8 protein-coding genes are annotated in these 14,774 nt (G+C 33.7%); 6 read left to right on the plus strand and 2 right to left on the minus strand.

The features are described 5' to 3' along the window. Positions 1–9: 9 nt before the first annotated feature. From tsaD to N4A45_02700, 6 genes are all read left to right on the plus strand, one after another. Positions 10–1,038 carry a tRNA (adenosine(37)-N6)-threonylcarbamoyltransferase complex transferase subunit TsaD gene (tsaD, locus tag N4A45_02675; protein MCT4664123.1) on the plus strand — a complete coding sequence of 343 codons (1,029 nt, stop codon included), beginning with the start codon at positions 10–12 and terminating at the stop codon, positions 1,036–1,038. 4 nt (positions 1,039–1,042) lie between these two features. Further along, positions 1,043–1,747: an SAM-dependent methyltransferase gene (locus N4A45_02680; protein ID MCT4664124.1), complete on the plus strand. Its 705-nt coding sequence runs from the start codon at positions 1,043–1,045 to the stop codon at positions 1,745–1,747. Between the two features lie 364 nt (positions 1,748–2,111). Then, positions 2,112–7,997 carry an MG2 domain-containing protein gene (locus N4A45_02685; GenBank protein ID MCT4664125.1) on the plus strand — a complete coding sequence of 1,962 codons (5,886 nt, stop codon included), beginning with the start codon at positions 2,112–2,114 and terminating at the stop codon, positions 7,995–7,997. A gap of 28 nt (positions 7,998–8,025) precedes the next feature. Then, a complete protein-coding gene (locus tag N4A45_02690) occupies positions 8,026–8,730 on the plus strand; it encodes a recombination protein O N-terminal domain-containing protein (GenBank protein ID MCT4664126.1) in 705 nt (234 codons plus the stop codon). A gap of 8 nt (positions 8,731–8,738) precedes the next feature. Then, positions 8,739–11,177, plus strand: a complete 2,439-nt coding sequence (locus N4A45_02695; GenBank protein MCT4664127.1) for a TonB-dependent receptor — start codon at positions 8,739–8,741, stop codon at positions 11,175–11,177. Continuing rightward, the gene (locus N4A45_02700) at positions 11,177–11,890 is read left to right on the plus strand and encodes an alpha/beta hydrolase (GenBank protein ID MCT4664128.1); all 714 of its coding nucleotides are present in this window, start codon (positions 11,177–11,179) and stop codon (positions 11,888–11,890) included. Before N4A45_02695 ends, N4A45_02700 begins: the two co-directional genes overlap by 1 nt. 156 nt (positions 11,891–12,046) lie before the next feature. Here the strand turns inward: N4A45_02700 and N4A45_02705 are convergent, their stop codons facing one another. Together N4A45_02705 and N4A45_02710 are read right to left on the minus strand one after the other, a co-directional pair. Further along, entirely contained in the window at positions 12,047–13,699 is a 1,653-nt protein-coding gene (locus N4A45_02705; GenBank protein ID MCT4664129.1) for a hypothetical protein, read from the minus strand. Between the two features lie 8 nt (positions 13,700–13,707). Then, positions 13,708–14,424, minus strand: coding sequence for a hypothetical protein (locus N4A45_02710; GenBank protein ID MCT4664130.1), 717 nt, complete (start codon positions 14,422–14,424; stop codon positions 13,708–13,710). Positions 14,425–14,774 lie beyond the last annotated feature (350 nt).

The raw sequence follows: 14,774 nt of genomic DNA on the forward strand, positions 1-14,774 counted from the left end.
TTTTGTATCATGAATAAACCTATCATAATCCTTGCCATAGAAACATCTTGTGACGATACTTCTGTTTCAATCATCAAAGATAGGAAGATATTATCGAATATTGTCGCAAATCAAGCCGTGCATGAAAAATATGGCGGTGTAGTTCCAGAATTGGCATCTAGAGCACATATGCAAAATATGGTTCCTGTATTGCAGGAAGCCATGAATGAAGCAAATTTACCACTCGAAGAAATTGATGCCATAGCCTATACAAAAGGTCCTGGTTTAATGGGTTCACTATTGGTGGGTTCCTCTATTGCTCAAGGTTTAGCCTTTGCTTTAGAAAAACCACTCATAGGGGTTCATCACATGCAAGGACACATTTTGGCACATTTTATAGAAGACGAACGAGTGAAAAATTCGCCTGAGTTTCCTTTTATTTGCTTAACCATTTCTGGTGGTCATACTCAACTCATTCAGGTGAATGCGGTGGACGATATGCACATTTTAGGAGAAACAATTGACGATGCTGTAGGGGAAGCTTTTGATAAAACTGCAAGGTATCTTGATTTACCGTACCCTGGAGGGCCTGTTATTGATCGTTTGGCTAAAAAAGGAAATCCTAGGTTTATGAAATTTACTAAACCGAAAGTAGGAGCATTGGAATTTAGCTTTAGCGGATTAAAAACAAATATTATCCAGAATATAGAAAAGGAAGTGAAAAAAGATCCCGATTTTGTAAAAAAACATTTGGAGGATATTTGTGCTTCTGTTCAGTTTACTATTGTAGGGATTTTATTGGAAAAATTACATACGGCTGTAAAAGAAACAGGGATTAATAGGATTGCGATTGCAGGGGGAGTTTCGGCAAATTCGGCAATTAGAAAAGAATTACTCAAAAGAGAGAAAACCGCAGGTTGGGATGTCTTTATGCCATCATTTGAATATTGTACAGATAATGCTGGAATGATCGCAATTACTGCCCATTTCCAATATTTGAAACAAGATTTTGTAGATTATAAAACAGGAGCAAAAGCACGATTAGAAAACAGAATTTAAACAGATGAACAAAGGAACCTTATACCTAATTCCCAATACACTGGGTGATTCAAATTTGAACAAAACCATTCCTGAAGAGGTGCAACAAAAAATTCAAGAACTCGATCATTTTGTGGTAGAACATAGCAAACCAGCACGAGCTTTTTTGAAGTCTGTAGGTATTAAAACACCGCAATCTGACTTGGTTATTTTTGAGCTTAATAAACACACAGATCCAGCAGATATTTCAAGTTTTATAAATCCACTTTTGAAGGGAATAGATATAGGTTTACTCTCAGATGCAGGTTGCCCAGGTGTGGCAGACCCCGGTGCAGATATTGTGAAATTAGCACATCAAAACCATATCCGAGTGACTCCTTTTGTGGGACCTTCATCTATTCTTTTGGCTCAAATGGCAAGTGGTCTAAATGGACAAAGCTTCGCATTTAATGGTTATCTCCCAATAGATAAAATAGACAGAAAAAAACAAATACAATTTTTTGAAAATCTAGCTAAAAAGGGACAAAGTCAATCTTTTATTGAAACACCTTATAGAAATAAACAGTTGTTTCAAGAATTACTCAATCATTTGAATCCAAAGACCCAATTGTGTATCGCTTATCATCTTACTTTAACTGACGAATTTATAAAAACACAATCTGTTCAAGATTGGAAAAAAACCGCCCTTCCAGACTTTCATAAAAAGCCCTGTATTTTTATTATTGGATGATTAGAAAGGGAAAGAAGTGAGCGATACCATTTATGGTGCTAATTTACCCATAGATTTTAGTTTCTTTTTTGGAGTGCTATCGTAGTGGAACATTCCCCTTTCCCTCCCGAAAAATCGGGACAAGCTATTCAAAGGGGGCTTTTGCATTTGGGTAAATTAACACCATAAATGGTATTAGAGATTATTACAGTGGTAGACACCTCGAAAAGGAAACTGAAAATATTCGCTATTCAAATTATGAAAACAAAGTGTTGTATCCTTTTGAAAGGAGCTTTATTTGTTTTTCGTTGGTTTGCTTATTAAAGGTCTTTTATCTTTTTTCGGCATCAATATTGTAAATTTATCTACCAGAAAAATTGGAATTATGAAAATTCAAAAATTAGGAAAATTATTCCTTATCATTTTGAGTGTGTTTATGGGAATTACCATGCAAGCACAACACAATAAAGAACGTATGAAAAAATGGCAAGAAATAGAACAGCTGATTCAAAAGCAAGATAAGCCCAAAACGGCTTTAAAGGCTTGTAAATCCTACTATAAAGATATTAAAAGTGATGATTTTGCCGAAAAAGCTCGTTGTTTAATCGTCATGCGAAGATTGGAATCTCAATTAACGGATCAAACAAGTTCTTTTAATTATAAATTCATAGAATTACTGGATAAAGATATTGTTGCTAAAAAGGGAAAAGTACAAGCTTTGATTAGCTTTTTTGCTTTCGATTTATTGAAAAAAAAAATCCGTTATGCGCCCAAAAAGCACGATGGAAAACCCTGTGAAGATGTCGAGCAAGAAAATTGGACAAAAGACTGTGTTGAAGAGAAAATGCTAGCGTACCGAGAAATTTATCGTTCTCATTTGTCTTCTTTTAAAAAAGTAGACCTCGCTCAAGTAGCATCTGTTTTTACGGTTCAATTTACCAATTCTGAAACGCCCATTTTTACCAATGTGTATCAAATGATGCTTTGGAAAGATTTGAATTATCAACTAACAATGTTGAATGATGATAAAATGTTGGTGGAAAAAGATATTGTTCAATGGATAGAAAAGGGAACAACAAAAAAAGAACTTTTTCTTGCTATTCAGAATGATTTTGATGCATTGATGGAATCTATTTCATCAAAAAAATATCAAACAGTTTTGAAAGTTCGGAAGTGGGAAAAAATCAAGTCTCTTTATATTTCTGATAAAACCAATCAAGTCTATCAAAATAAACTACTCTCATGGCTAGAAGAAGAACCAAATAATCCTTATTATTTGCTCTCAGTGGCGTTTCTAGAGCTTCAAAAAGCGGACAGAATATATGCACAAGGAACAGATGGACTTCCTGAAGTTCTGCTAAAGAAAAAATCTACATTTTACCAAAACGCATTAGAAAAAGCACAAAAAGCACTCAAGAATACTGATGGAAAAACAGACTTTTTGTACAAGGAAAGTGAAAAGTTCATTAAGCAAATAGAGCTAGAAGAGTATCGTATTAGCCTAAAAGAACAGTACCGTTCTGGACAAGGAATACGAGTGGTTTCTGATTTGAAGAATTTGAAAAAAATGGAACTTCACCTTTATCAGTTAGATCGTAAGGAGGTTCTTGAGGTTTTGGAATCTAAACGTAGTTACTATGAATTGAGGTTGACAGATTTAAAGAAAGCCAAGAAAATAGAAACTTTTACTTATAATGTATCGGGAAATCTTCCCTATATATTTAATAAGAAGACCTTGATACTTCCTACTATGGATTTTGGGATGTATGCCGTGCAGGTGGCTCAATCTTCTGATATTGCTATTTTTCAGGTTTCTAATTTGAGTTTGTCTGAGGCAAAAGATTATGTAAGTGTTCGAGATATTCGTCAAAATTATTATCCTAAAAATTCGGAATTAATTCTTAGTTCGGATCCCCAAAAATCAGGACAAACTTTTGATAAAAATAGACAGATAAAACATCCAGATAAAAAGAGTATTCAAGCATTTCATATTCAAGACGGTGAGGATATTTTATCTTATTTTCAGCGTTATGGATGGCGGAAGAATTATTACCCAGAATACAGGGAAAATCAAGATATTTATGAGGACAATATCTTTACAGATCGATCAATTTACCGTCCAGGTCAAAGGGTGAAACTCAAAATTCAAAGACTGATACGTGAGAAAAATACACGCTTGTTTCAACTATTGCCAGAAGAAAAAGCCATCGTTTCCTTATATGATCCACAAGGAGAATTGATAGAAGAGAAAGCCGTTCAGCTAGGAGAATATGCTTCGGGTTATTTGTATTTCGATCTTCCAAAAGGTAGAATGAATGGGAATTACCGATTCAAAACGAATAGGGGAGGTTACCAATATTTTAGTGTAGCAGAGTATAAAAGACCTGGCTTTTTGATGACACATGAATTGCCCAATGTAGAACAAAGATTAGGTGATAAAATCAAAATAGAAGTTACGGGGAAAACCTATTCTGGAGTTAAAATGGCAAATGCCGATTTGAGTTTTGAAGTAAAATATAAGGAACAACCAGAATTTTATCGTTTCTGGGGTTGCGGATGGTTTTGGTCTGAGCCTATTTTGTTTGAAGCAAAAGATCTTAAACTCGATCAAGAAGGGAAAGCTTTTGTGGAAATTGATACCAGAAAAATTCCTGAAAAAATCAGAAATGAAAATATTATTTCTTTCGATGTAAGATTGAAATTAACCGATCCTACAGGAGCTTCTGAGTTAGAAACTATCAATTTTGTGATGGGGCAAAAAGGATTGAATATAGATTTTGAAATTCCTCAAACTATTTTCGAAAAAGAGGCTTTAAATATACAAACGAGTGTAAGCAATTTTGCAAGTAAAAACCTTGATAAAAAGGTAAAAGTAACTGTTTGGGAACTCGAAAAACCTAAGGAGATTTTGATGAAATCTTCTGATTATAAAACAGATAACTGGGTACTTCCAACTGAGGATTTTTCATTCGATAAACACTTTATTCATTTAACCAATAGACAAGAAAGTCAGCCGAAAAATTGGAAAAAGCTAAGAGAAATAAAAAGCTTAGAGATTACCTCCAATGAAGTGTCTACTTTATTAAAAACATTGAAAAAAGGAGCCTATGAAATTCGTTTGGAATTAGAAGATTCTTTTGGAAACAAAATTGAAAAACAAGAGTTTTTAAGTGTTTTGCCATCAAAAGGTAAGTTGGAGCATTGGGCAAATGAAATTCATATTAAAACCGACAAAAAAGAATATCAGCCGGGCGATAAAATAAATTTCCAACTGGCATTACCGTTTGATGCCAGTTATGAAATCCAACTTTTTAACCACAAAGGCATGGTTTGGAGTACTTGCTTGAATGGAGGGAAAACATTCCACGAAAAGTATGAAGTGCGTAAAGAAGATTATGGACAATTAATGTTGATTACGAAAACCAAGTATGACGGTAAGAGTTATTCACAAGAAAAGATCATTTCTGTTCCATGGAAAAATAAAGAATTACAGGCTAAGTGGATCACCATTTCTGATAAACTAAAACCTGGAAAAAAGGAAGATTGGCAATTGCAAATTCAAGATTTAAAAGGAGGAACACCTGCTACAGAAGTTTTAGCTTTTATGTTTGATAAAAGTTTGGATGCAATTGCTAAACATAAGATTAAAAATCAATTGTTTTCTTATCCTAACAGAATCACGAGTTTTTCTTCCAATAAAGTTAAGGCAAGGATTTCAAATAATTACCTCAATTGGAGGTCAGAAAATCCCTATTATCCTTCTTTGGAAAATATTTATCAAAGTCATTTTAGTTGGAATCAGTTAATCCATAATTCAAGCTTTTATCAAGAAAATAGATTATATCCCCCTTCTAGAAATTTGAATGCTTTAGTTTCAAAAAGCTCTAATAGATTGGGGAGTATAGAAATGGATTCGGAGGCAGAAGCTTATTCTAGCGATTCCAAATTGGCAAAAGTTCAGAAGAAAAAGAAACCCAAAAAACAAGAATTGCCAAGAACAAATTTTAAAGAAACGGTATTTTTCTTTCCACAACTTCAGACGGATAAAAAAGGAATGATTCGTATTCCTTTTCAGGCAACTGATAAACCAGGGACTTATAAATTGATGGTTTATGGTTACACAAAAGAGTTACAGCAGTTTTATTTAGAGAAAGAGATTATTTCTCAAAAAGAACTGATGATTGAAATGCATAAACCTAAGTTTTATTATGCCGAGGACGAAGTAGAAATGGTTGCTAAAATTTCCAACCTTTCTAAAGAAGTCCAAAATGCAGAAGTAAGCTTAGTTTTAAAAGATGCTGAAACAGAAGAATTATTATTGGAAACGGCACTTTCGACTGTAGAGAATATTGGAATTTCTAAAAGTAAAGTTCATTCTTGGAAATTTAAAATTCCAAAAAACATTTCGGGTGCATTGTCTTATGAACTTAAAGCAGAAAACACTTCTTTTATAGATATCGAAAAAGGTGAAATACCTGTTTTTACAAATCAAAAATTGATTAAAGAACAAATAGCCTTAACGATTCCTGCGGGAGGAACACAGACTATTCTTTTAAAAGATTGGGTAAACCAAACTTCATTTGAGAATTTTAGGATAGAAGGAAACGCCAATACACTTTGGCAAGTAGCTCAATCTTTGCCAAAGGTGAAAACCACTAATGAAATGATTTTTTCAGGCTTGATGGATGAGTATTTTGCAAATGCCCTTGGACAGAAACTTTTGAAGGAAAATCCAAGCTTAGAAAAAAGATTGAAAAAATGGGTGGAAAGTCAGCCGAAATCCACATTGAGGCAGAATGAGGATCTCAAGTCGATTATGCTAGAAGAAACGCCTTGGTTATACGATGCAAAAAATCAAGAAGAAGAAATAAAAGCTTTAGCTGATTATTTTGATGATAATGCTTTGTCTTATAGAAATGATGAGCTAGAGACTATGATTAGTAAATTTCAAAAAGGAGATGGAAGTTTTGTTTGGTTCAAAAACAGCCGTTATTCTTCGGTAGGTATGACTTATTATTTCTTAGAAAATATGGCGAATCTTCAAGATTTGAATTTAGAAAATTTTCTTTGGGATTCAGAAATAAGAAGTGCACTACAATATATAGATAAAGAACTCTTAGAATGGTATCAAAAAGAGAAGAAGGAACCTAAAAAGTTTGATTACCGACCTTGGCGATACTTGCAAATTCGAAATAAATTTGAAAATATTAAGCCTGTAAAAAATCAACTTTCAGAAGCTAGAGATTATTATCTCAATAAGGCAATGAAAAAATGGTACCAAGGGAATTTATATAACCGAGTTGCCGTGTGGGATATTGCTTTGCAATATGGTAAAATGAAAATTGCTCAAGATATCTATGAAAGTGTAGAAGAAAACAGCTTTGAGAACACTCAAGAACAAACAAAATATTGGAAAAAACTGGCAAATGGACTCCGTTATTACAATCAAAAGTATGTGGTCCAGGCTCAAATAGGTTCCCTCTATGAAAAAATGGGAGATGCAAAAGGACGTATGAAAATTCATAACTGGCTGATACAACAAAAAAGAGGACAGCACTGGGAAAGCAATGCTTCCACGATAAGAATTGTGTACGCTTTGCTGAAAAATAATCCTAATGAAAAAATGTTTGGAAATCAAGAGCTAGATTTGTTTGTTAATGATCAAAAAGTAGCTTGGCAACAAAATTCTCATTTAGGTTTTAAGATTAAGGAATTTGTAAACAATCAAGGTTTGGATTTGGCTACAGCCAAAATTCGATTTGAAAATAAAAGTAAACAACCTGTTTGGGTAGCTTGGCATCATCAATATTGGTCGAAAATCAGCCAAGTAAAAACCCAAAAAGATCCTCTGTGCAGTATTCGCAAAAAATTGTATAAGAAAGAAAAAAATGGAGATCAAATTAATTGGATTCCGATAGAAAATACCCTAGTAAAAGTAGGAGATGAACTCAAAGTAAAATTAGATTTCGAGTTCCATCAAGCACTAGATTTTGTAGTTCTAGAAGATTATCTTTCGGCAACACAGCTACCTTGGGAGCAGCTTTCTAGGTGGATGTATAACAGAAACGGTTCATATTACTGGAATATAAAAGATCAAAAAGTTCAATACTATTTTGATCAAGTATCGCGTGGTAAACACAGCTTTGAATATGAAACAAAAGTAGAACATACTGGAGATTTTACTCTTGGTTTTGCAGAATTTCAATCTTTCTATGCACCAGAGTTTGGTTCGAGATCAGCAGGTGGAAAATTGGAAGTTCAAAAGAAGTAAATAAAAAGCATCTGAAAAAGACATAAAAATGCTCATAAAAGACAAAGCAATCGTTCTAAGGAAATTTCCATATAAAAATGGATTTATTCTCGAGGTCTTCACTCGGGAACAAGGGAAGTTGTCTTTTATTGTTCACCAAAGAAAAAATAAAAAAATCCCCATCCAGCAAGTTTTTCCCTTAGATGTTTTAGAGATAGAATATCAGGAAAAATCAAAGGGAGATTTATACACTTTTTCTTCCTTTGAAATTAAAAAGGATGATTTTGAGTTAGATGTTTTAAAGAACTGTATCGCTACATTTTTGGCAGAGTTTATTAAGAATATGACTTATCCAAAGAATCCTGAAAGTGAATATTTCGATTTTTTGGAAAAAACTATTGATTTAATAGATTCAACAGAGGAAGACGTTTTATTATCTCATATTTCAGTTTTTGTTGTTTTTAAAACAGGTAATTTCTTTGGGTTTCCATTGAATATTGCTGAAAATGAGAGTTTTGTTTTTATTGATTCATTTTCAGAATCTGGAAGACCCACAAAATTAGAAATTCCCCCAAAGTTGGTAGGGTATTTGTTAAAAGTGGAGGAATATATTTTGGGGGCTCAAAAAACTTTGTCAATCAATAGAAAAGATAGAGCTTTGACCCTTAAATTATTGATAGCTTATTATCGTTCAAATGTAGAATATTTCAAGGAAATAAAGTCTTTGGATATTCTTAGAGAAGTGCTCAATTAGAGGTTGTGATGAAGAAAATATTTCTTTTATTTGTTTTAATTATTGGATTTTCGGCGCAAGCGCAGATTACTTTCGTGGATATGGATAGAAACCCTATCTCAGATGTAACTGCGATCCTTAAGAAGAATACAAATTCTTATGCTATAAGTAAGGATAATGGAGTTCTTACAATTCCTACAGCTTGGAAAAACCAAGACACTGTAGAAATTTCTCATACGCTTTATGAAAATATGACATTAAGGGTGAAAATATTGAGATCTTTAAGACAGATGACCTTAAAAGAAGATCAAAATTTTTTACAGGAAATTGTTGTTTCGGCAAATTTAAAGGAAGACCAACAAAGGCAAAGAGCCGAGCGTGTTTTATTGATCAATAGAAGACAAATAGAAAAACTCAATCCATCTACCTCGGCAGATTTATTGGCTAATAAACGAGGAGTGAATGTTCAGAAATCTCAAGCAGGTGGAGGTTCGCCAAATATTAGAGGTTTTGAAGCCAATAGAATTCTTTTGATGATTGATGGCGTTCGGATGAATAATGCAATTTACAGAGGCGGACATTTACAAAATGCCATTACGATAGATCCATCTATTCTGGCGAATTCTGAAGTGTTTTTTGGTCCCAGTTCTGTAAAATATGGATCGGATGCCTTGGGTGGTGTTGTTCATTTTAGAACAAGAACACCAAGACCTGACTCTAAAGTAGGATTGAATTATTCTCATTCATTCTTTTCGGGTTCAAACACCATGTTGAGCCACCTAGATATAGAGTATTCCACAAAGAAATGGGCGTTTTTAAGCTCAGTTTCTGTAAGTAACTTTGGCGATATCCGTATGGGATCTTGGCGTATGCATGGTTACGAAAATTGGGGATTGGTAAAAAGCTATATCGAAAATGGTGTAGAGGTGAGAAATCCAGATTCATTAATTCAAAAAAGAACAGCTTATAATCAATATGACGTTTTACAAAAAGCAGTTTATCAAATTGACGATCAACAAAGACTCATTGCAAATTTTCAATATTCCACCAGTTCTCAAATAGATCGTTTTGATCAATTAAATGATGTTAAGGGGGATGGATCCTTGAAATTTTTGGATTGGTATTATGGGCCACAAAAAAGACTTTTGACTTCATTGAGTTATCAAGATCATACACCTAGAAAATTTTATGACAAGGCAGAGATAGTGGGAGCCTACCAATGGATAAAAGAATCAAGACATAAGCAAAAACAAGGAAGCGATAACCGAGAAGAGCGTTTTGAGGAGGTTAATGTAACGAGCTTAAATGCCAGTTTTGATAAAAACAGTTTTGGTTATGGTTTTGAGTTAATTTATAATGATGTAAAATCTTCTGCAAGGAGATACTATCCTGTAGTGGATACCTTTGCAAGTTTTGAGCAAACTCGTTATCCCTCTGCTTATGCTTTGCAAAAGCAGGCTGCTTTGTATGTGAAAAAAGAGCATTCGTTTGGAGAAAAATGGAAGGCTAACGCTGGTTTAAGAGCTACTTATACAGAAGTTAGTGGGAGGTATGAATTCAAAAAGAAGACAATACAATTACCCTCTGAGTCCTTTGTGAAAATTAATCGTGATTTAAATTTTAACACCAGTTTAATCTATCATCCAAATTCTTCAACCAAAATAGCTGGAATTGTTTCCACAGGATTCCACGCTCCCAATATTGATGATATTTCCAAGTTTTTTGATAAAGGATCTAATACTGTAATTCCAAATTTTGGATTAAAATCAGAATATACACAGAATTTTGAGCTAAATATTTCCAAAGATTTTTCTAAAAAACACCTAATCAATGTAGATCTATTTTATTCCCGACTCGTAAACCCTATTGTAAAAGTGATTCTCAAAGGACCTCCCGAAGGGTTTAAAGTAGCTGCCGATATTAATAATAAATTGGCATCGAATATCAATCATAAATGCGCTTATATTTTAGGTTCAACATTCTATTTATCATCAAGATGGTCGCCTAAATGGTCAACAGTTTTAGATATTACTTATACAGAAGGAGCAATTACCGAGGCGGCAGAAGGTTATGAAAAAGATGAAAAATGGGATGTTTTGGCACATATTCCACCAGTTTTTGGAAAAGTAGAAGCCGTGTTTTCTCCTAATGAAAGATGGTCTCATCGTTTTTGGACACAATTTAATTTTGCAAAAAATGCGGCAAGTTATGATGCAGCAGATGTTGATAATATAGACGAAAGTCCACGAGAAGAAATTTGGACAAAAGATGGTACCTTAATAGACTCAAGATATTTAGGAACACCAGCGTGGTTTACTTTGAATTATGATTTTAAATATGCGCTAAATAAATATTTTGATGTACAAGTAGGAGTAACCAATTTACTTGATGCACACTATAAAAAAGCTTCTTCAAGTATATCTGAGCAAGGTTTTAGTGCTAATGTTGTATTAAGAGCCCGTTTCTAGTGGAATTCTTTCAGAGTCCTTCAAAGGGTAAAACTTCTCATCATCTGATATTTATCCATGGTTTTATGGAGAACCATACTGTTTGGGACTCCTTAGTGGAGCAGATGTCTCAAAATTTTCATTGTCATTTAATCGCTTTGCCTGGTCATGGGTTTTCTAATGATGAATCCTCAGATTTTACCTTTAGCACTCTTTGTGAGCAAATAGAAAATTACGCCGAAGAATTTGAGCATATTTCTATAATTGCCCATTCTATGGGAGCTTATTTGGTGGGGGAGTTGTTACAAAGAAATCAGCTACAATTTGATAAAATTCTTTTATCTCAGGCTTCAATAGTGAAAGATTCTAAAGCTAGATTAAAACAAAGACAGAAATTAAAACACCTACTAGAAAGATATTTTGATAAGTTGCCTTTTTTTATTTTTCAGAAATACGAACAGGCAAATGATCTCATCACTCAAGCATCAAAAATGAATCCTCAAGTGCTTATTCATTGGCAAAACCTCCTTTTGCAACGTTCTTGTTATCAATCTGTTTTTGAGAATAATTATCAGAGAATTTTATTTATCCGAGGTGGAGAAGATCAAGAAATGAACTACGAACTTCCAGAGTATTTTCAATTCATAGACCTTGAGGAACTTAATCACTTGATTCCTGAAAAAGAGCAATTTCCACGTTATTATGAATTGGTTTCAGATTATTTTGAGGGGTAGGAAATAGAGATCTTCCATGAAAGAGAACCTAAGTAAAAAGTCTTCGATGATTTTGTTGACCAATTACTTGCTAATTCAAAAAAATGACGAACCAAAAAACCCATTATCAAAAAAAAATGATAATGGGTTTTGGAGAGTTAAGGGTTGGTTGAGGGATTATAATATTTTATCACAAACTTCTTGAGGAAGTTCGTAATCATCATATATATAAGTTTTACTATCAAAGTTTAGGGTATGCGTATAGGCTTTACCACCATAATATGTTCTAAACTCATAGTCTTTATTGAGCTCCATTCTATGCAGGGTAATTTTACCTTGTTTTACATAACCTTTGTATTCAAAATAGCTTTGATTAGGGGTTTTCATATAAATAGCGGCAGAAGGTTTTATGGTGTTACTTCCACATTTTCCTACAAGCTCCACTTCAATATTTTGGTAATCAGGAAGCGATTGAGAAAAATCGCTACTACTGATAGTGATACCACTTTGTGAACAAACATTAAATGCATTTGAACGATACAGTAGCGTTCCTTTATTCCAAGAACTAGTTCCTGAATAAACCAGTATTTGGACATTTTTATCTGAAGGTCCATTATAGAGTTTTAATACCTCACCATCATACCAAGAGCTTACTTTATTTGCCCAGCTAGAAATAGGTTGAGTAGTTCCTTCATACACCACTGTACTGAAAAGTCTATGCCCATTTTCTTTTGATACACCAGGCATATTCATAGTAATTTCAAAGTTGCTTTTAGAACCACAAGTATTACCATAATAATCAAGATTGTACCAAGATAAGTGTGTGGTAGTAAAAGAAACTTCAAAATTGTCACCTGTTCCTGTAGCTACTGTTCCTTCTCCATGATACACCCATTTTCCATCGTCATTACTATAAGACCAAATAGGAATAATATCTCCAGCTTTTATCGGTTGTAGCGTATTCGGGTTTTGGTAGTTTTTACTTACCTCCATTTTTACGGCAATAGGTTTAGAGAATTGTTTTACCTCTTTGTCTCCCACAAACATATCAATAGAAGTAAATCCTGCAGTAATAAACATATTGTCAGATAATTCTTCTCCGTTTTCTCCAATGAGTGTTTCGGGGTTAAAACCACCTGGGAAAGCTGATGCAGCAGCTTGAGATAATGGATCGAAATAGGCAACTTGCGCTTCTATTTCACCGCCTGTGATCTTGTTACCATCTTCGTCCATAAATTCAGTTCCTTTGTCTAGATTTACTTTGGTAACACTTAATCCAGTTGTTGTAGGAGCTGTTTTTATTTCGAACCCTTCTTCTAGTTGTCCGTTGTTTCCTAGGCTTTGGCTGCTTTTTTTGATTTTGATATCATCAGTATTACCTTCAAGGTTTACTAAGGAAACAGGCACAAAAACTTCTTCTTGCTCAGGGAAAATAGTTACAGGAATGGTTTGTGTAAGAAATCCTTCACCAGAAATTTTGGCAATAAATTTTATCGGTTCTGTATGATTGGCGTGGCTAGGGTGTACTGCTAACGTAACGATACCATTTGCAATTTTTGCCTTGCTGCTAAATAATCCTTCGTCTGTAATTACTTTGTCTTTATCTTTTCCTAAGATTTCGACTTCAAGGCTTCCTTCTGTCTCAAAATCATTTAAGCCAGAGACATCTACCGCCTGAATCATTACATTCTTTTTGAAGAGTTGAGCGTCTATATTGATGTTTACATCATCAAAATTAGGTTTTTCACAAGATTGAAAAATGGCAGTTCCAAGAAGAATACTTCCTCCTAATAGCCAAGAGTAAAGTTTTATATTCGATTTTTTCATCATGAGTCTTTTTAGAAATTATAAGAAATTCTGAGTTGTAGATTTGGATAATATTTCCAAGTTTCGAGGGCTTTTTCTATGTCTTTCCCTTCTTCTGTCATAGGACGAAATCTTTCTGTAGCTACTAAATCTACTTGAGGAGCATTTAGAAAATAACACCCACCTTCAAAGCTTACATTTATCATATTATCAACAACAGAATGACCAAATCCTAAACCTAAATACGGTGCTATACCGCTCCAGTCTATAGTTATATCTGCTTTTCCAAAATCGTTTGGATTGAGTTCTACATCTCCAAATTCGATGGCTTTTTTAATGTTTAAACCCGCAGATATTTCGTTTTTAAGATAGTAAGTAACCCCAGCCGCAAGATGAAAACCACCTTTGAAAGGGTAATACTCAGCAATTAATCCAATATTTTGAGAATTGGCTTCTAGACGTCCTTCCACTTCATCGGTGTCTAGTACATCACTTCCTAAAATTTGCTCAGGAATGGTGATCATAGATCCAGTTAGAACCAGATGAATATTCTTATTGATTTTTCGGGCATATTGAACTCCAATACCTGTTGTTCCAGCAGTAAGTAGAATTGCATTTTTGTTTTCCAAAACAACAGTTTGTTCAGTGGAATCGGTGGCGTTCAACTGGTTGTCATTTTCTACTTGAGCCTTAGAAAGCCCAATGGCTGAAATAGCAATGAGTGAAGTTGCTAAGATTTTGCGTTTCATGAGTTGAGTTATAAATTTTGTGTAAATATAAAAAAGAATATTTATAATTTACTACCTCAATAGTGTTTTCTTTGTTGTAAGTGTTATTGTTGATAATCAATGAGTTTTTGTTTTTTTAAAGCCGCTCTGCTATCGCAAAGAATGAGGTGAATGTTTTCTAATATTGAAATTTTGAATATTTTGTTCGTTTAGATAGGGTAAGAAAGTACGTATGATAAGGTTCTTTTATAAATATAAACGGGAGTAAAAACATGATACTTCTTATTGCTTTCGTATATTTACAAGTTTAATACCGGTTACTTTCTAAAATTACTCACTTATTTCACTATGTTCATAACCGAGTTTTAGCA

The organism is Flavobacteriales bacterium (assembly GCA_025210805.1).
Classification (GTDB): domain Bacteria; phylum Bacteroidota; class Bacteroidia; order Flavobacteriales; family CAJXXR01; genus JAOAQX01.

Excerpts from the sequence above, each read along its gene's own strand:
- tsaD (MCT4664123.1), top strand. The coding sequence starts at position 10 with ATGAATAAACCTATCATAATCCTTGCCATAGAAACATCTTGTGACGAT.
- N4A45_02680 (MCT4664124.1), top strand. The coding sequence starts at position 1,043 with ATGAACAAAGGAACCTTATACCTAATTCCCAATACACTGGGTGATTCA.
- N4A45_02685 (MCT4664125.1), top strand. The coding sequence starts at position 2,112 with ATGAAAATTCAAAAATTAGGAAAATTATTCCTTATCATTTTGAGTGTG.
- N4A45_02690 (MCT4664126.1), top strand. The coding sequence starts at position 8,026 with ATGCTCATAAAAGACAAAGCAATCGTTCTAAGGAAATTTCCATATAAA.
- N4A45_02695 (MCT4664127.1), top strand. The coding sequence starts at position 8,739 with ATGAAGAAAATATTTCTTTTATTTGTTTTAATTATTGGATTTTCGGCG.
- N4A45_02705 (MCT4664129.1), bottom strand. The coding sequence starts at position 13,699 with ATGATGAAAAAATCGAATATAAAACTTTACTCTTGGCTATTAGGAGGA.
- N4A45_02710 (MCT4664130.1), bottom strand. The coding sequence starts at position 14,424 with ATGAAACGCAAAATCTTAGCAACTTCACTCATTGCTATTTCAGCCATT.